General features: G+C 53.5%; 13 protein-coding genes. 4 read left to right on the forward strand and 9 right to left on the reverse strand.

Annotated features, from left to right (window positions below; genetic code table 11):
- The first annotated feature begins 122 nt into the window (after nt 1–122).
- The gene (locus tag QZJ86_RS16420) at nt 123–449 is read left to right on the forward strand and encodes a hypothetical protein (RefSeq protein WP_301671555.1); all 327 of its coding nucleotides are present in this window, start codon (nt 123–125) and stop codon (nt 447–449) included.
- A gap of 48 nt (nt 450–497) precedes the next feature.
- Here QZJ86_RS16420 and QZJ86_RS16425 read toward each other — a convergent pair whose 3' ends face one another.
- Nucleotides 498–1,424: a class I SAM-dependent methyltransferase gene (locus QZJ86_RS16425; protein ID WP_301671556.1), complete on the reverse strand. Its 927-nt coding sequence runs from the start codon at nt 1,422–1,424 to the stop codon at nt 498–500.
- A 297-nt stretch (nt 1,425–1,721) separates the two neighbouring features.
- Between QZJ86_RS16425 and QZJ86_RS16430 the strand changes: the two genes are divergently transcribed.
- On the forward strand, nt 1,722–4,127 hold the full coding sequence (locus QZJ86_RS16430) for a Lon protease family protein (RefSeq protein WP_301671557.1): 2,406 nt from the start codon (nt 1,722–1,724) through the stop codon (nt 4,125–4,127).
- 127 nt (nt 4,128–4,254) lie between these two features.
- Here the strand turns inward: QZJ86_RS16430 and ygiD are convergent, their stop codons facing one another.
- Genes ygiD through QZJ86_RS16445 form a run of 3 tightly spaced genes read right to left on the reverse strand, consistent with a single transcriptional unit; the run spans nt 4,255 to nt 6,590 of the window.
- Nucleotides 4,255–5,046 (reverse strand): 4,5-DOPA-extradiol-dioxygenase, encoded by a 792-nt coding sequence (ygiD, locus tag QZJ86_RS16435; RefSeq protein ID WP_301671558.1) that lies wholly within the window; start codon nt 5,044–5,046, stop codon nt 4,255–4,257.
- Between the two features lie 38 nt (nt 5,047–5,084).
- Nucleotides 5,085–5,963: a pirin family protein gene (locus QZJ86_RS16440; RefSeq protein WP_301671559.1), complete on the reverse strand. Its 879-nt coding sequence runs from the start codon at nt 5,961–5,963 to the stop codon at nt 5,085–5,087.
- A 27-nt stretch (nt 5,964–5,990) separates the two neighbouring features.
- Nucleotides 5,991–6,590: an FMN-dependent NADH-azoreductase gene (locus QZJ86_RS16445; protein WP_301671560.1), complete on the reverse strand. Its 600-nt coding sequence runs from the start codon at nt 6,588–6,590 to the stop codon at nt 5,991–5,993.
- 70 nt (nt 6,591–6,660) lie between these two features.
- Here QZJ86_RS16445 and QZJ86_RS16450 point away from each other — a divergent pair, with 70 nt between their 5' ends.
- A complete protein-coding gene (locus tag QZJ86_RS16450) occupies nt 6,661–7,593 on the forward strand; it encodes a LysR family transcriptional regulator (protein WP_301671561.1) in 933 nt (310 codons plus the stop codon).
- Between the two features lie 273 nt (nt 7,594–7,866).
- On the opposite strand, the gene QZJ86_RS16455 is transcribed toward QZJ86_RS16450, so the two are convergent.
- From QZJ86_RS16455 to QZJ86_RS16470, 4 genes are all read right to left on the reverse strand, one after another.
- The gene (locus QZJ86_RS16455) at nt 7,867–10,131 is read right to left on the reverse strand and encodes a PKD domain-containing protein (protein WP_301671562.1); all 2,265 of its coding nucleotides are present in this window, start codon (nt 10,129–10,131) and stop codon (nt 7,867–7,869) included.
- Nucleotides 10,131–11,162, reverse strand: coding sequence for an IS630 family transposase (locus QZJ86_RS16460; protein WP_301671563.1), 1,032 nt, complete (start codon nt 11,160–11,162; stop codon nt 10,131–10,133). The genes QZJ86_RS16455 and QZJ86_RS16460 overlap by 1 nt, the downstream gene beginning before the upstream one ends.
- A 417-nt stretch (nt 11,163–11,579) precedes the next feature.
- Nucleotides 11,580–13,904 carry a caspase, EACC1-associated type gene (locus tag QZJ86_RS16465; protein ID WP_301671564.1) on the reverse strand — a complete coding sequence of 775 codons (2,325 nt, stop codon included), beginning with the start codon at nt 13,902–13,904 and terminating at the stop codon, nt 11,580–11,582.
- A 14-nt stretch (nt 13,905–13,918) separates the two neighbouring features.
- The gene (locus QZJ86_RS16470) at nt 13,919–14,299 is read right to left on the reverse strand and encodes a hypothetical protein (protein ID WP_301671565.1); all 381 of its coding nucleotides are present in this window, start codon (nt 14,297–14,299) and stop codon (nt 13,919–13,921) included.
- Between the two features lie 300 nt (nt 14,300–14,599).
- Between QZJ86_RS16470 and QZJ86_RS16475 the strand changes: the two genes are divergently transcribed.
- On the forward strand, nt 14,600–17,929 hold the full coding sequence (locus QZJ86_RS16475) for a PAS domain S-box protein (protein ID WP_301671566.1): 3,330 nt from the start codon (nt 14,600–14,602) through the stop codon (nt 17,927–17,929).
- A gap of 44 nt (nt 17,930–17,973) precedes the next feature.
- On the opposite strand, the gene QZJ86_RS16480 is transcribed toward QZJ86_RS16475, so the two are convergent.
- Nucleotides 17,974–19,218 carry a porin gene (locus tag QZJ86_RS16480; protein ID WP_301671567.1) on the reverse strand — a complete coding sequence of 415 codons (1,245 nt, stop codon included), beginning with the start codon at nt 19,216–19,218 and terminating at the stop codon, nt 17,974–17,976.
- Between the last annotated feature and the right edge of the window lie 45 nt (nt 19,219–19,263).

Consider the following 19,263-nt stretch of genomic DNA (forward strand, 5'->3'; position numbering starts at 1 on the left):
TATAACACTAAGGAATCGATATCAGCGAACAGACTGTCGAAAATGTCGAGCACTCTAAACAGCGCTGGGCCTGCGCCTCTCCGACGATTTCCCGAATCTTACCGAGACAAACCAGCACCGACATGAAGTCATTTTCCGTAAGTTATACCGACACCACCCCCAACCGCGCCCGCCGCCGTTTCCTAAAACTGGCCGCTGCTAGTCTGGCGACCACCAGCACGCCGGCGGCGGCGCTGTTCCGGTTGAACAATCAATGTCTCGATCCAGCCGGAACGCCGGCATCGGCCTTGGAAACCGCGGCCTGGCAAGGCATCAATCCGGCCGACTGGTGGGATTGCCATACCCACATCGTCGGTTCCGGCGACGGCGGTAGTGGCATCACCCAAACGCCGGATATGCATGCGCCGCTGCGGCATCCGATTCAAACTCTGCAGCATTGGGTTCTTTAGCCGTAAAAACGGGTAAGTCGATAGAATGGGCTGAACAATCCGTCGCCGCTATCTGATCGCCCGCAATAAATTACCGTAAAACAAGGCCTTGCCGGTTTTTGTCTGCATCCAGAGTTGTTTGATTTCGATCTGATTCTTAGCGAAACATTGCTCGGCGGCGTTTTGCAAATCCGCCAAATCCACTTTCGGCGAGTAGGTATTCAGGATTAAAAACGCGCCCGGATGCATCAAGCCGCGCGCGGTTTCGATCAAGTCGGCGAGATGATTTTCCAATTTCCATTTTTCGCCCTTGGCGCCCAGGCCCCAGGCCGGCGGGTCCATGATGATGCCGTGGTAGCGATTGCCGCGTTTCAGTTCGCGCTTGGCAAATTTCAACGCATCTTCAAGCACCCATTTGATGTCGGTTAGTCCGCTGCGCTCCCTATTTTCGTTAGCCCAACCCAGCATCTGCTTGACCGAATCCACATGCACCAGCTCCGCGCCATTGGCACGGGCCACCAGCGATGCCGCACCGGTATAGGCAAATAGGTTTAACACTTTTTGACCAGGTTTCACCCGTGCCGCGATAAAGCGCCAATTGGCTTGCTGTTCCGGAAACAGGCCTACATGTTTGAATTTGGTGAGCTTCAAACCGAAGTGCAATTGTTGATAGGCAATATCCCAGTGCTCGGGAGCCTGCTGTTTCAAGTTTTTCCAAGTGCCTTGGGTGGACGATAGCTCCTCGAATTCCCAATCCGCCCTATCCAGCCAATCGGACCATGACCAGCCCGGTTTGAAATGGGCTTGGATATCGGGACGGATGGTAACGACTTCGCCCCAGCGCTCCAGCTTCTTGCCGTCGCCGGCATCCAGCAACTCGTAATCGGGCCAGCCGAGCGCATATTCACGTAAGTCTATTTCGGCTTGTCCTGCGCCGATGTCGCCATTGTTTGCAGCGGGCTTGCGAGGACTGATAGCCATAGGTTCCTTAGCCATTTATTTATGTTAGGGCGCTGATTTTCAGTTGATCCAAAGGCCAATCGATAACGCCGCAGGATGATTAAGGAGTGGATTTTATGCCGGAAAGCCGCCGCCGGCCACTTCCGGCGCCGAATATGCGTCAATCGATACTCCGCCGCCATCAAAATAGCCACCAAGCCATTTGACCTCGATTTGCTTATCCGGCAACATGCCTGCAGCCCAATCGAAACCGTATTCGGCCAGGCCGTCTATTTCAGAACGTAATCGAACAAAAACTATAACCGAGTCATTTACGGACAGGGATTTAAATCCATGAAAATCAAACCGCTAGCACCGTCGCAGCTGTATAAACCGTGCAACCTGGAACAGTTAAGTTTCACCTCCACCGAGGAGCTGGACGATGCCGATACCGTGCTGGGCCAGGACCGGGCAATAGCCGCGATCAAATTTGGCATACGCATCAATAAAAGCGGTTACAACATTTTTGCGATGGCCCCGGACGGTACCGGCAAACTGACGATCATCACGCAACTCGCCGAGCACGAAGCCGGCCGCCAGCCGGTGCCGTCCGATTGGTGTTATGTGCATAATTTCAAACAGCCGGCCAAACCCAAGGCGATCCGTCTGGAACCGGGCGAAGGCAAGGGATTTCAAGACGACATGGCCGAGTTGATCGACGAGCTCAGCGTTGGCATCCCGGCCGCCTTCGATGGCGATGAATATCGATCCCGCGCCGGCGAACTGGAAAATCAATCCCGTCAACGGGAAATTGAGGTACTGAATACACTGCGCGAAGAAGCCGAACAAGCGCATGTCATTTTCACGGAAACGCCCAACGGTTACGCGTTTTTGCCGGCCGACGACAACAACGAACCGCTGACGCCGGAACAGTTCAATAAGCTGGATAAAGACCGCCAGCATAAATTTCACGATACGGTATTGGCGTTACAGGAGCGCGTGCAGGACGCCATCAAAAAATTTCCGCAATGGCGCAAGGAGACCAAACGCAAGCTGCAAGCCTTGAACCGGGAAGTCGCGGAACTGGCGGTACATCATTCGATAGACGAGTTGAAGGACAAATACGCCAAGCATCAGGCGGTGCTGGATTATCTCAGCGCGGTGCAACAAGACATCATCGACCATGTCCGTGACTTTATTCCGCATAGCGACAAGGTGCTGTCCTTCATGGAATTGCCGCAAGACCCTAATCCGTTCAAGCGCTATCAGGTCAATCTGATGGTGGATTTAAATCACAAACGCTCGGCGCCGGTGATTTGCGAGGATTTACCCAATCATGGCAACCTACTGGGCCGCATCGATCATCAGGCGCAAATGGGTTCGCTGGTGACAGATTTTACGATGATCAAGCCCGGCGCGTTTCACAAAGCTAACGGCGGCTATCTGATCCTGGATGCCCGTAAGGTGTTGATGCAACCCTACGCCTGGGAAACCTTGAAACGCACCTTGCACGCCGGCGAAATCCGCATCGAATCGCTGGAACGAGCCTTGAGTCTGATCAGCACCTCGTCGTTGGAGCCGGAACCGATCCCGCTAAACGTGAAAGTCATCCTGCTCGGCGATCCGATGCTGTATTACCTGTTGAGCTTTTACGACCCGGAATTTCAAGACTTTTTCAAAGTCGCCGCCGACTTCGCCGGCCATGTCAATCGAGAAAACAACAGCCTGGAATACGCCCGCCTGCTGGCGACCATCGCCCGCCGCGAAAAATTGCGGCCGCTCAGCCAACAAGCCGTGGCCAGAATCATCGAACATAGCGCGCGGATGGCCGAGGATGCGGAAAAGCTGCTGACCCATCTGCGCAGCATCAAGGACTTGTTGACCGAAGCCGATTACTGGGCCGCCGAAAACGGCCATACCCTGATCGCCAATAGCGATGTTCAGCAAGCCATTGACGAAAAAACCCACCGCTTGGACAAACTCCGTGAGCGGCTTTACGAAGCCATCCAGCGCGGCACGGTGATGATCGATACCCAAGGCAAAGTCGCCGGCCAAATCAACGGTTTGTCGGTTTTACAACTGGGTGAGTTCAGCTTTGGTCAGCCGTCGCGGATCACCGCCACCACTCGGATGGGTAACGGCAAGGTGGTGGACATCGAACGGGAAACCGAACTGGGCGGGGCGATTCACTCCAAGGGCGTACTGATTCTATCCAGCTTCATCGCCTCCCGTTATGCCCGCACCAGCCCGTTTTCGCTATCCGCCAGTCTGGTGTTCGAACAATCCTACGGCCATGTGGAAGGCGATAGCGCGTCCCTGGCGGAATTGTGCGCGATTCTGTCGTCGCTGGCACAAGTGCCGTTGCGCCAGGATCTGGCGATGACCGGCTCCGTGAATCAGCTGGGTCAAGTACAGCCGATCGGCGGGGTAAACGAAAAAATCGAAGGCTTTTTTGATATTTGCGCGGCTCGCGGTCTGAGCGGCAGTCAAGGCGTGATCATCCCGGCCAGCAATATCCCGCATCTAATGCTGCGCTGGGATGTAGTGCATGCCGCGCAAACCGGACAATTTCATATTTACCCGGTCAGCCATGTCGATGAAGCGCTGGGTTTATTGAGTGAAATGGAAGTGGGCTTAGTCGACGCGCAAGGCCAGTACCCGGCCGACTCGTTTAACGGTAGGATAGCTACGCAGCTGAAGCAATTTACCACACTGATCAAGGAGTTCAGCGCTAAACCTTCCGATGCGAAGAACGATTAAATCCTTATCTCGCCTACCTGGGGATCCAGCTTGTCGGGGCGAGATTGCTTGAGCCATTGGCTATTAGGCAGTGCGAATAAATTCGCCCCTACAATATATCCCGATACCGGAAGCAATTGGCGCAGACCTAACTGTCAATTTGCACCGATAACATCGAAATAGCCCCCAGCGAGGTTTTATCCGTCAAGAACGTCGCCTCTTCATCCTGGGTTTGCAAACCCAGGATGTACAGCAAGGGCAAAAAATGTTCGTCTGTAGGAATGGCTAAAGCTGAATCGGTAATCTCCCGGTATCTGGCTAACGCGCGATGATCTCGGTCCGCAATCAACTGTTTGACCCGTTCGGCAAACGCGATGGCCCAATGATGTGCGGTGTCCCGCCAAATCACGGCCTGCAAGTTATGTACGATATTGCCGCTACCGACGATCAACACGCCCTCCTCGCGCAGCCAGCCTAGCGCTTTTCCCAATTGATAATGCTGTTCCGGCGACTTATTGCTATCCAGACTGAGTTGCAGAACTGGGATGTCCGCATCCGGATACATGTGGCGCAGAATCGACCAACAACCATGATCCAAACCCCAATCCTGATCCAGCTGGATCGACGGCATAACCGCATGAATGCGCGCTGCCAACGCCGGCTTGCCGGGCGCCGGATATTCAAAATCGAATAAGGCTTGCGGAAAGCCGTAAAAATCGTGAATGGTCCTTGGTTGCGGCATCCCGGTAATCCGAATCCCCACGGTTTGCCAATGCGCAGAGATGCACAGAATAGCCTTGGGCCTGGGCAGGCGCCGCCCCAGCTTTGCCCAGGCCCGGCTAAACTCATTATCTTCAATCGCATTCAACGGGCTGCCGTGGCCGATGAATAAGGCTGGCATCCTCGGCAAGTTATGGTTGACAGGCTTGGCCGAATTCATCGTATCTGCTCCCATAAAGTGTTCTGCCCGTTGAAAATCTAAGCCACTACGTTAAAACGACCGGCCTGGTAATCGTCTATGGCCTGCTCGATTTGCTCGCGGCTATTCATCACAAACGGCCCGTGCTGAACTATCGGCTCGCGCAATGGCGCGCCGGCCACCAGGATCAAGCGACTGTCTTGCTTGGCCTGCAAGATCACGCCATCCGCCGCATTGTTGTTCAGAACCGCCATCCGTTGCGCGGAAACCGACCGTTCAGCCACCGCCACCTCGCCACGATACACGTAGAAAAAGGCGTTATGTCCAATGGGTAGAGACTGACTGAAACTAACGCCAGCCGGCACATGCACATCCAGAAACAGCGGTTCGGTATTGGGCCGTTGAATCGCCCCCATTACGCCATGGCTGGCACCGGCGATGACTCTGACCTTGACGCCGTCCGCCGTGACCCATTCCGGAATCTGCTCGCTTTGCACATCCTGGTAACCCGCCGCCTGCATCTTCTCCGCAGCGGGCAGATTGATCCACAATTGAAAGCCTTCCAGCAAGCCGTCTTTTTGCTCGGGCATTTCCGAATGGATAATGCCGCACCCGGCGGTCATCCATTGAATGCCGCCGGTTTCCAGCAAACCTTGATGGCCGGCGTTGTCGCTATGCCGCATCCGCCCGGAGACCAAATAAGTCAGGGTTTCAAAGCCGCGATGCGGATGATTAGGAAACCCGGCGATGTAGTCGTTAGGTTTGTCGCTGCCAAAGGCATCCAGCATCAAGAACGGGTCGAGACGTTGCTGCAGGGCTTGGCCCAGCACGCGGGTCAATTTTACGCCGGCGCCATCCGAGGTTGCGTGGCCAAGCACGATTTGTTCGATAGCCCGCGAACGGCGTACCAAATCGGTTTTGCGTGTTTCATTGTTCATGGCTGATCTCCTGTGTTCGATTGATATTTAGGCTGCCAACGCGGCGATCTGGGTAGCGGCGGCTTGCAAGGCCAATTGTTCGGCATCGCCGCCCATCGCCAAACCTTCCGCATAAATGAAAGTGACATCGGTCATGCCTAAAAATCCCAAGACGGTACGCAAATAAGCGCTTTGACTATCGGTCTCGGTACCGCTGTGTTTGCCGCCGGCGGTCTGGATCACATAGACTTGCTTGTTTTTTAGCAAGCCCTCCACGCCGTTTTCGGTGTATTGAAACGTCACCCGCGCACGGGCGATAGCATCTATCCAGGCTTTCAGTTGCGCGGGAATCCCAAAGTTATACATGGGCGCGGTCAACACCACGGTGTCGGCTTGTTGAATCTCGGCGATCAAGGCATCGTCCAGCGCTACGCGTTGCGCTTGTGCCGGGCTGCGCTGCTCGGCGGGCGTACTCAACGCAATCAAAGCCGCTTCATCCAGCAATGGATGTGGGGTTTTCGCCAAGTCGCGCACCACCAATCTCGCGGCAGGAAATTGCTGGCGCAAACTAGCGACCAGCGTATCGGCCAGACGGCTGGAATAAGCGTTTTCGGCGCGGATGCTGGAATTGATTTGCAGAATGTTCATGTCAGTCTCCCAATTGTTTTGAAGTTGGGCTGACTATACGCCTGCAGAATATTGGGCAGAAGACCAGAAAATGGATAACATTGTTCCATTGGAGGAACAATTTATGCACATCGAACCCAACGACCTGTGGCTGTTTGCCAAAATCGCTGACGCCGGCAGTTTTTCCAAAGCAGGCGAATCGCTTGGACTACCCAAATCCACCTTGTCGCGGCGTATCAGCAATCTGGAAAAACAGCTGGGCGAGCGCTTGCTGCAACGCACTACCCGGCAACTGAATCTGACTGAATTTGGTCTGCGCTTGCTGCAACACGGCCGACAGGTCAGCGAGGAAATCGAAGCGGCGATGGCGTTGGCTCAGCATCGGCAAATCCAGCCCAGCGGCGTGCTGCGCATCTCGATGCCCAATGACTTTGCCAATCTATGCCTGGCGCCGCTGCTGGCCGAATTCAGCGACACCTACCCGGCTATTGCGTTGGAAATCGATTTATCCGCGCGCCGGGTTGATCTGCTCGGCGAGAGTTTCGATCTCGCCATCCGGATGGGAGACCTGAACGACGACACAACGCTAACGGCAAAACGCCTGTTTCGGGAAACATACGGCCTGTATGCATCGCCAGAGTATTTGCGTGTACATGGCACCCCAACAGATCCCGAAGACTTGCTGAGCCACGACGCGCTGCATTTATTGACAAGCAACAGAGAACCCCAAGTCTGGCGCCTGCACCGGGACGAACAACACTGGACCGGGCTGCCGCCGGCGCGCATATCCGCCAATTCGCCTGAATTGCTCGTCAGACTGGCCCGGCAACATCAAGGCATCGTCGCCGCACCGAGCTTTCACACCCAAGGGTATCTGCAAAGTGGAGAACTGTTGCGCATACTGCCGGACTGGTGCCTGCCGCAGACTGACGCCTGGCTGGTGTTTCCCGGGCGAAAATTAATGCCGGCGAAGACCCGCGCTTTCCTGGATTTTTTGGAAAACCGCCTCAACCAGCCGGTTTGATCGAACGGATCGCGAGTTGATTTTGAATCGCAGAGGTATTTTTAGGCCTGCGATCGACGAAAGTGTCAGGAAAGGCGCATGGTGCAAAGCCCCCTTTTCGCACCATGGCAATTGACTCTTTGCTCAAACAAGTTTGCCGTTGTTGATACGCAGGTCTGGATTCCCGCTTTCGCGGGAATGACGGGTACAGGGAGTTTAAGGGACACTTCAGTAGTCCATTTTTTCAACTACGTGAAGGCGTGGAATCCACGCCTTCTTCTCAGTGGCAATCGCTTACCAGGAAAAGCTGCCTGCAACTTGGCCACTGCCGTCGTAAGTGTATCCACTCTTGACGACATTGGTTACGGTAAAGGCGCAGGTGCCGGACGTGCTGCTTGGCAGGGTCGTGCTGCTGATATTGACGGTGCCATTGGCACCAGTAGTGCCCGATGTAGAACCCGTTACGGCTTTATAACCGGAACTTGTTTTCACTGATCCGCTCCACGAACCGTAAACGGTGGCGCTGGCAACAGTCGATGCGCCGTAGTTGACCGCAACATTTGCGACACATTGAGACCTGCCTTTACTGAGCAGCTTGCGGGTTAATGTGGTGCTACCCACCTTCATGCTGACTGCAGTTGGCGCCTGAGTCACGTTAATCGTTTGCGTACTGCTATTTTTCAAACCGCTATTATCGGTAACGGTCAATGTAGCGGTATACGTGCCGGGCGTGTTGTAAACATGGCTTACTATTGATGTACTGCCGTTGGCGGTACCGTCACCATAATTCCAATCATACCCGGCAATGCTGCCATCCTGATCGCTAGAGCCAGTACCGTTAAATGATGACGTCAATGGAGCGTCGCCAGAGCTTGGCAAAGCCGAAATCTCCGCTGTCGGCGCCATCAATGTCGTCGCGCTTTTGGGATAGCTGCCGGTAATTTGGTATTGGCCGAAGCTGGCATAATCGGAGTAACCGGTCGTTAAATCGCCGTAGCCAACACCCTCGATTTGCAGGAAATATTGGCCGGCGCTCAAGCTTGCGGTCAATGATGCCGACAAACTATCGGCCGGATTGGCCGAGGCTATTGCGTTACCGGCGCTGTCGATTAATTTTACGGAGAGGTCCAAATCAGGCGCTATCGATCCCGAATCGACATTGAATTGCACATTGCCGCCGTCCGTAAAAAAGGTGAACACGTCGAGATCGGCATTACCTTCGATGATGCCCGTTTGCAGCACGGCGCCGGGATCACCGGATAACGGGGCAGCGCTTGCCGTTGTACTGGAGTAATCATCCGCGCGTAACGGCGTGCCCGCCGCACTAATCACCGCGACATCATCTTGTAAATTGTTGGCGTCTGGATATTCGCCTTTGCTCCACTGCGTGACGGGTTGGTAATAGCCGACACCCATGATAGGCGCCCAGCCAGTTGCACCGCTGCCTTGACCGGAATAATAGCCAACGGTGGAGGTGCCGTCATGGTTGAGATTCAGGTTATGACCTACTTCATGCGATACCGCTTCGGCGACATATTTGGGATAGCCGTTACCTAATTTATCGAAGAACGCCCACGCCGGCTGATAACGATCCGGCGTGGTGGATGAGTAATAAGAGAACACGTTGACATAAGCCACACCGCCGCACGCTTGGCTACACAACTCAGGCATGGAATGTGTGATCACCGCGCGCGTACCGTATTGCGTGTCGGTACTGCTGGTTCGTTGCAGTGCATCGGCAGCCGGTTCTTGAGTGGTAACGTCCACGTCAAACGGGGCGTAGTCTTCCGCGACACGCTGCCAGATTTCTCTTATATTATTCAATTCCGCACTGCTAAAAGCGCTGGCATTGCCATCGGTGTCAAAGGCTTGGGCGTTTAGAGTCCCGCCATACCAGGCGGTATTAGTCGCAACATGGCCATTAAAATCCAGATAAATCACTCGGCTAGCGCCGGGTTTACTATGCAGCGTGAAAGGATCCGCAGTTGAAGACGCCACAGAAGCAAAAGTTGCGGTGTCAGTTACCGTCGTGGCATTGACCGAGTTGATGTCATTGCTGGTGTCTTTGGGCTCTGGTTTAGGAATCGGTTTCGTATCCGACTCGACATAAAGCAGTCTTCCGCCTTCATCAATCCAGGCCGTTTGATCCGTTCTCAGAATGTTTTCCAAACGCTCGGCGGACATGCCATATGCTTTTGCCACTAACGGCAGCCTGTCTCCCAGCGCATCAACTGCCGCTTGACCATTGAGTTTCTCTTTTAGCGTAATTTGTGGAAATGGCGTTTCCGTTGCATCGGCTTGCGCCAGATCATCGACTTTGGATAAAGACTTTTGCGAATTGGCGCGAACTACCTCTATGGGATTTTGTAGTCCAGAACCATTCAGACCCGAGACAAAGGCTAGTACCCGGCCATCCGGGAGGGTTTCCAGTCCATAGTTGTAACCTATCAAGGCCTTCTCGGCGTCTTCCCGCGTCGAAAAATAAAGCGGCTCGGACGGAATGCCGGCAGCGGGAGCCGGCAGTTTCGTACTTACTGCTCTTAAAGAAAGTATTGTCACTAACCTGCATATTGACATTCTGGGTGTCTGAAAAAAGATTTCACGACATGCGGGAGTTTTTGTAAGCGATGCATGGCGGATTGGACGAGTTTCTTTAATTCAATTTTATTTTCTGGCATTTGCTTGGCGACGCGCGGTTTGATATAGCCCCAGACCTGTTCGTCCGGATTCAGTTGTGGCGCATATGGCGGCAGAAAGGCCAACTGCAACCGGCCTTGCTGTTGTTCCACAAACGTTTTGACGATCTTGGCCTTGTGAATCGGATGGCCATCGACGACCAGTATGATCGGCTGTTCGGCACCGCGCAGCAGACGTTTCAGGAATTCGATAAACACGTCGGCGGTGACGTTGCCTTCCTGGACCATAAAGCGAAAATCGCCCCGCGCACTGACCGCAGAGATCAGATTCAAACCGTATCGCCGCCCGGTCGCCTTCACGGTCGGCGTCCGACCGACCGGCGCCCAGGTGGTGCCTGCATGAAAGTCGGAGCGCACGCCGGCTTCGTCGGCAAAATAAATCACAGCACCCGTGCGTTTGGCTTCGGCTTTCAAGGCAGGAAACTCGTCGGCCTGCCATTTTTCCACCAAGACTGGGTCCTGCTGCCAAGCCCGATACAAGGGCTTTTGCGGGGTAAACCCCAGCAACCGCATGATCCGTCCCACACTCGGCGCGGTCAGGCGTTTGCCAAACTGGCGATAGATGACTTCCCCGATTAGCGACAAGGTCCACAAGCCAAATTCCAGTCTCATTTGCCAGGGTGTTTTGTCCCGCACGGTCTCGGCGATCCAGCGCATTTCGTCGGGCGTCACCAGCGGTGGGCGGCCCGTAATCTTCTTGGCCAGCAGGGCATTTTGACCGCCGGTTGCAAAGTCGGACAACCACCGAAACACCGTGCGAATGTTGACGCCCATCGCTGCCGCCACACTGGCCGCCGTCTGCCCATTTTTCACCGCTTTGACCGCCTGCTGTCGCATCACTTGCAGAGTATGGTGATCAATTTCCCGGCCGTCTGAATCTCGTTTACATTTCATGGAAATATTATCTCATGAATATGGCTTAACTTATTTTAAGAGCAGTAAATCGCCGTCGAGCAAAGTTGTCTGATTGGGTGCCCCGGCGGCACAACCCACCAAAGCGGTAAATATGGCCGATGCTATCAGTGTCTGTCTGTTCATAATAATTTTCCCGGTGAAAAGGCTATGCCTTAAAAAACGGATAATGCGACTTGTTCAGACCAAAATCCCTGGTGCAGAATTAAACGTAAAAAAAAGACGGACTATTGAGAGGAGGGTCTTGTTTTCCAAAAATAACAATTTGTTACGGTAAATTATCGGCTGCACTGACGGCCTGAATCGGCGGGGACTGCGTTGATTCCATGCTTAAATGCTTAAATGTTGCGGGCACACTAGACCGAACAGGCATAGACCAACCAAGGTATCGGGTATCGCCTACCAGCGGCCGATGAAGACAAATATGAGATATGGAATGAAACCTACTAAGCTGTATATCGAAGAATCAAAACAAGCTAACTCGCCGTTCCAGCCAATGCGATTAGTGTAATAAAGATTGATCATGGTAATCAGCCACGGAATGCTGAGAGTTAATCCCAGCCGCATTGTCCAACGTCTCCAGACCGGCAGAGTCTCCGGTTCACCAAAAAAAATTTCATAACCACTGACAGTCAGCAATAGTGCAGCACCAATCGTAAACAGCGTAAAACTACATTGTGCGACGAAAGTTAATATCAAACCCATCAGCCCATTCCCAAACAACATCCATCGCCGTCTAACGCTTTTGGGTCGTTTATGCCCGTCCACGATATCTGATGGAGGCTGTACTTCGCAGTCTGCCGTCTGCGGTTTAACTTTCGCCTGAATGCCGGCGATTGCCGAATCGGAGAGTGCCAAAGTTTGTTGCAACTTAGTCAGGCGATAGCGAACGTGATTGGCGTCCAGTGTTTCGCCGGCCTGAACGATTGCTAGCAGTTCTTGCTGATATAGTCGCAGATTCTCGGGAGAATCCATCTCCTGAGCGGTTCCCAAATCGCCTTCCTCGGGAACAACCTCAGTCGACGGACCCGATACATGCGTTTCTGGAGTATCAGGTTCGGTAACGACATCCGGTTCCAATCCCTGATTTTCCTCGGAAAGCGCTTCAATATCCTCATCCGGCGTGGCGATGTGCTCTGAAATAATCCGCACCTTAATGCTGGCCGCATCCTCGTCCTTCAGTTCCAAGACTCGTTGATAGCGATTCAATTCCTCCCAACTCTCATCGCTCAACGGCGATTCACGCCTGATCGTCTCCCGCATAGTCTGTTCATAATCCTGCAACTTTTGCCCATAAGCTGCAAATTCGCCAATGATGCGGTTTTCTATGACTTCGACATCGGCAGGGTTCAAACCCAGTTGATGTTGTTCCTGAAGCAATGCCTGACGTTGCGAGTCGTTAAGAGGATTGTACTGCTGTAAAGTGTCCGCCAGCGTCTGTTCGTATTGCCGCAATTTTTTTTGATACTCGGCAATCTCGACGGTAACTTGCTTTTCAATTCGGGATACGTCTTTATCCGCCAACTCCCATTCCCGGCGCATCTTTTGCAATTGACGCCGGGATTTTTCGCTCAAAGGATTTTCGCCGTTCATCGCCCGACTCAACGCCTGCCGGTATTCAGATAAGTGTTGCTGGTAAGTGGCGATTTTTGCTCGGACGTTGTCCTCGATAGCTTGCGTATCTTCGTTTCTCAACACCAATATCTGCTGAAGATTTTCGGTCAGCGTTTTCAACTCCACGCCGCTGAGCGGCGTATCCTGTTGTAGCGCTTCGGTGAAGTCACATTCGTAGCGTAGTAAGCGTTCTCGGAAGTCCTGGCGGGCTTCGGCTAAAATGTCATCTTCGATAGCTTTGGCTTCGGTGTCCGATAGTCGGGTGCGGGTTTTCAAGGCATCTAAAATCTTGCGTCCGACAAAGCTGACATCTCCACGAGTCACATAGCGTCTGACTTCCTGGGCGTATTGTTCTCTGGGATCGACGGGCGGCGTTTTTGTGAGCCGGATTGTGTAGCCCTCTTTGCCCGGATAAATCTCCGGTTTCATCGCTGGCTGAATTTCCCTGACTTTTTGACTGGCATACTCATGCAATTCGCCAATCGATACGAAGCCGTCACCATTCGAGTCGGCCGCGCCAGTCGCCATGCCGTCGATCAGAAAGCGGGTGTAGACAGATAAATCAGCGTCTTGTTGCTCGAAAGAATATTGCGTTGACGTGGATGAAGTGAGAACCGCGCGCCCTTCACCTCCCAGTTGTGCGGCAATGTTTACGCTGCCGTCGTCTTTGGCAGACAGGCCTTCGGCAAAAGCGCCACTGAAGCAGCTGTCCAGAATCACGACCTGGCGCTTGCTGCGGCTGCGATCCATGTTTTCGTGGATAAAACCAGCCGCCACCGCCGAAGAGCGGATCAATTCGCCGCGCGGCGTCTTGCGCGTGTAACGTGTCGCCAGGTAGAGCCTGCCGGTATCGTCTTTGACGCCGTGACCGGAAAAATAAAGCAATATCAGATCGTCTTTTTGTCGGCCGGCAAAAAGCTTCTCGATCTCTTCTTCCATTTTTTGGCGGTCAGGGCTTTTTAAAACGGTGATATCCGACTCGACAAACTCACCGATATCGTTACGTTTTAACACCTGCTGCAGGGCATCAACATCCTTAACGGCGCCAGGCAAGGCATTCAGACCAGGCTCGTAATCGCTAACTCCGATCAGTAAAGCTATTTTAGCCATGCCAATGACCTCTGCTATGAATTTAAAAATTCTTGGGCTTTTTGAAAAGCGTAGTCAAACTCTGCCTGACTGCCGGCTTTCAAACTCAGCTCTCGACCGTCCTTTGCCTTAACCATCAATTCGATTTGTTTGCCCCCCAGGCGATCTCCCAGGAAATTTATCAGTTTTTTTATATTGGCGAGACTAACCTCCGCAGTCAGCATTCCTAGCAGAAATCCACCGACTGCTTTCGAACCCTCCGGCGCATCTTCGGAGATAACGAGATCCGCCGCTTCCACACCGTCAACTTCCCGTATTTGTGGAAGTAAACGTTCTACAGTTTGCTGTAATTCCTCGACATCTAAATCAGGATCAGAAATGGTGACGGTTAATTGAACGTTATTATTATTTTTCATGCTCTTAAAACCTTATTGGTTGATCATGCCCGAGAAATTGTTTGAATCAGCGGAACGCATTTTTCTGCGAGAATATCGGGCAGATGTGAGGCGACAACATAACTGATACAAATTCACCCGGTTTACGCGACACTTCAAACTACGCTATCCGTGGCAATATTAAACAGTTTAGTGCCAGTTAGGCTAGCGTCTAGTTTGTACATATACCGAATGAATCGCCTCGAACAGCATAGCGGGTCTGTTAGCGACATCCACATTGGTCTATGATTAAGTCGCTACATTGTGATTAGCTAACGATTATTGTCTGCTTTGGATGGCGCCATCACGCTGAACCCTGGCAGCAGCAACGGCTCCCGCGTCGCCAAGGATGTAACCATAAACTCGATGAGTCTGAAACACCGCATCCACCTTCTGATTGGCTTGACGCTGGGTATCGGATTTATCCTGTTCGCCACGCTTAGCTATCAAGCCGAAAAAGCCGCGGCCGAAGCCAATTTGCTGGCGTCCGCCGACCAGGTGCGTAGTGTGTTGATGGCGACCCGGCGCGTCTATCATCATCAATTCATCGACAGTGGCTTACCGCTCAACGAAAAAACCATCGGTTTTTTACCGGCTCACGCACTCAGTCAGATTTCCAGGGATCTGACAAACTGGGACAAGACCGGTTTCTCCTTCAACAATGTCAGCGATCAGCCACGCAATTTGACCCAAAAAGCCGACGAGACGGAAATGTCGGCGATCGAGTATTTTCGCCAACACCCGAAAGCCGAGCTTCGCTTCGTGGCATTTACCTCTGCAAATGGCGAACCTTACTATCACTACGCCCGGCCAATCTGGATCGAGCAGTATTGTCTGCAATGCCACGGCGATCGCAATCAGGCGCCAGACACCATCCGTGACTTGTACGATACGGCATACGACTATCAAGTAGGCGAACTGCGCGGCATCCTCAGCATCAAGATTCCGGCCCGAACCATACAGGCACAACTCCGACACGGTTTTTTATTCACCTTAGCGTGGACCGGCTGCACCTTGCTACTGCTTTGGTCGGCGGTGGGCTTTGTCATTCGTCGCGACGTCCTACGACCATTAGCCTCGTTAAAATCCGGCATCAATCATCTGGCCGGCGGAGTGCTTTCAGGCCGCGTCGGCACCCTGCCCGGCGAATTTGGCGTTATCGGCCAGGCATTTGATGACATGGCCTGTACGCTGGAACTGGAACAGACACGTCTGGCCTCTTCGGAACAGAGCTTCCGTTATCTGGCGACCACGGCAACCGATGCCATCATTCTTGCCACGGCCGACGATAAAATTCTATTTTGGAACGAAGGCGCGGAGCGCATCTTTGGCTACAGGCAGTCCGAGATTATCAATCAATCCATCACCACCATCATTCCCGAACGGTTCCGTGAGGCTCATAGCTCGGCGATGCAACGCATTCTCCAAGGCGGAAGCGGTACGCATTTTGGCCATCCCCTTGAATTGACCGGCCTGCGTCGCGACGGCATCGAGATTCCGGTCGAAATATCGCTTAACACCTGGGAAAGCGAAAGCAAACATTATTTTGTCGCGATCATTCGCGACATTACCGATCGTAAACACACCGAAATTGCATTGCGCGAAAGCGAAAACCGCTCCCGCCGTATCCTGGAGCTGACCAGCGACCTGATTTATTCCTGCCATCGGGCCGAGGACGGCCTGTTCAGAATCGAGTGGATCGGCGGTAATGCGGAACATCTGTTCGGCCATCCAATCGAAGAATTGATGAGTCTCGGTTGCTGGTGCAGCTTTGTGATTGAAGACGATCTGCCGCTTTTCGCCAGCCATATCACTGCCCTGAAGCCCGGCCAATCCAGCGAAATCGTGCTGCGTATCCGCCATCGCGACGGATCGTTGCGCCATCTGTGCAGTTATGCCGAGGTCGAGGAAGATAGCAACAGCCGGGGCCAACACCGGTTGTTCGGCGCCTTGCAGGACGTCAGCGAACATAAAATTTTCGAAGCCTCCCTGCAAGAAAGCGAGGCGCGTTTTCGAAGTCTCGCCGATTCCGCCCCGGTATTAATCTGGGTCGCCGAAACCGATAAAGGTTGTAGCTGGTTTAACAAGACCTGGCTCGATTACACGGGCCGTAGCCTGGAGCAAGAGCATGGCAGCGGTTGGACCGAAGGCGTGCATCCGGATGACTTACAGCATAGCCTGGAAATTTACACCTCCCATTTCGATACTCGCCAACCCTTCCAAATGGAATACCGTTTGCGCGGCCGCGACGGCGAATACCATTGGTTTATCGATGTCGGCAAGCCGCGCTATGGCGAACACAACCAATTCCTTGGTTACATCGGCATGATGACCGACATCACCGAACGCAAGCAAATCGAAGAAACCATCCGCTTCCGGCAATTTAGCCTCGACCATGCTGGGGAAGACATATTTTGGATCGGCAAAAATGGACGGATTCTGGATGCCAACCAACCAGCCTGTCGCAAACTCGGCTACTCTCGTGAAGAAATGCTCCAACTCACGGTGGCCGATATCGACGCGTTTTTTCCGTTCTCGCAATGGCCGGAACATTGGCAGGCACTTAAACAAAACAAGACGCTACGCTTTGAATCCTGTCATAAGCGTCGCGACGGGATTATTTTTCCCACCGAAATCGTCGCCAACTATTTCGAATACGGCGGCCTGGAATATAACTGCGCGCTGGTGCGCGACATCTCCGAACGCAAAGCGTTTGAGCAGGCTTTAAAAGAGAAAACCGAGTACTTGGATACCATCCTGCGCAGCGAACCGGAATGCGTGAAAGTGGTCGCCAAGGATGGGCAACTGCTGGAGATGAATCCAGCCGGTTTGAAACTGCTGGAAGTCGACAGCGTCGAGGAAGCCCGCGAATACGGCCTGATCAACTTCCTCCTGCCCGAATTCCGGCCGCTATTTTTAAAGTTGCACCGCCAGGTGTTTCTGGGTAAATCCGGATCGCTGGAGTTCATCATCGAGGGCAAACGCGGCAGCCGTTACTGGCTGGATACGCATGCCGCGCCACTATTCGACGAACACGGCAAGGTCAAGGCGCTGGTCGGCGTCACCCGTGACATTACCGAGCGCATCAACTTACTGCAAGAACTGGAACATCAGGCCAAAAGCGATTTCCTGACCGGACTGGCCAACCGCCGGCATTTTCTGGAACTGGCCGAACTGGAGATCGCCCGCGCGCAACGTTACGATAATTGGCTATCCATGCTGATGATGGATATCGATTTCTTTAAAAATATCAACGATACCTATGGCCACAAGGCCGGCGATCTGGTGCTGCAAAAGTTCGCGACCGTCTGCAAAAACATCCTGCGCGAAGTCGATGTGATCGGCCGCATGGGCGGCGAAGAATTCGCCATTTTGCTACCGGAAACAGCCGGCGAACGGGCACTGGAAGTCGCGCAGCGCTTGCGCCAGGAAATCGAGAATACTCGCGTGGTATGGGACAACCAGGATCAGCCCATCCAGTTCACCGTATCGATCGGCGTCGCCACCATGGCCACGCCTCAGGCATCCGTGGAAAGCATTTTGCAGGAGGCTGATACCGCGCTTTATCAAGCCAAGAATACCGGGCGCAATAGTGTAATCGCGTCTTTTTGACGCCTCCGAACACCATTCAATATCCGGCCCGTAACAGCCCATCGTCAGAACATCAGCAGCAGATCCGTCGACACTAATAATTGACGATGACTGGTTCCAACATCGAAAGCCCGCCAACCGTCACTGACATCGTAACGCACGCTAGGCCGCAAGGTCAGCCAGGGCCAGGGTTTCCAGTTTGCACCAAGGGTAGCGGCATAATAATTAGCCGCCTGTCCTGTCATGGTCGGCTTGCGCGCGGGTACGCCAACCCGAGCACCGTCATCGTCGCGAAACCCTTCCAGACGCAAGCCCAAACCCACGTCGTCCAACAGATCGTAATTTAAATAACCGACCACGCCATACCACTCCGCGCCATGGACACCGCGGGCCTTACTAACCCAGCCGTAATCGTGTTGTAAGGTGACATGCCAGCGCTCGCCAATGTCTTGCTTCAAAACCACGCTGTACAAATTGACGTCCTGCGCCACGGCTCCGCTCAAACTACCGTGCGCACCGCTCACTGCCAGCGAGCTACCTGTTTTGGGCTGCGTCCAGTTAACGCCGCCAATAAATCCCCAATTTTCCAAACGATGCTGAAAGCTGCCGTCCCAGCCGGCATAGGGGCTACCCGTCACAGCACCGGCTTTTAGTTCGAGATTGTCGTTGACAGAATAACTGGCCAGCATGCCGGTATGCGAGAACGGCTCGCCGAACTGCATGCTATAGGAATGCGAGTAAAAGAAATTGTCGGGCGCGCTGACCGCTTCGTTGCCGATCAGCGTGTAAAATTCGCCGAATTTAAGCCGCAGCCCACGACCTAGCGGCGCGGACAGTTCCAGATAGGCTTGCGGAAAGGCGATACCGTAGATGCGCTGATGTAAAAGGTGCGAGTCCCAATGATTGGCCGGGTCGCCCATCGAGCGGGTATAAAATGCATCGCTGCCGAACATAAAATCCAAGCGGCCGCCCCAACGCCACTGGTCTGCATCGGTGGAAACACTACGTTCCAGAAATTGATACCACTGGTTCAGTTGCAGTTCGCCGGCCCGATCGGAAAAACTCACCGGGCCATTGAATCGATCGGCCGGCTGATTGGCGTTGTAACTAATGCCGGCATTCAGCCAACCGCCCCATTTCAGATTCCCTTTTTCAGGCGCAGACCCTTGTTCAGAGTTCTGTGCCGGGATCAGATCGAACAAACCTTGGTCGGCCTCAGGCAGCTCAGCATCGGCCCACGTACAAGCTGATACCGCCGATAAAACATGCGCCAAAATCCAGGCGATCCCAGGTAAACCTAGACGATTCATGATGATTCAAGTGCAAGACCTTACCGACAGCCGGACCGACTTGGT

Origin of the sequence: Methylomonas montana, from assembly GCF_030490285.1 — a bacterium.
In the GTDB taxonomy this organism is placed as follows: domain Bacteria; phylum Pseudomonadota; class Gammaproteobacteria; order Methylococcales; family Methylomonadaceae; genus Methylomonas; species Methylomonas montana.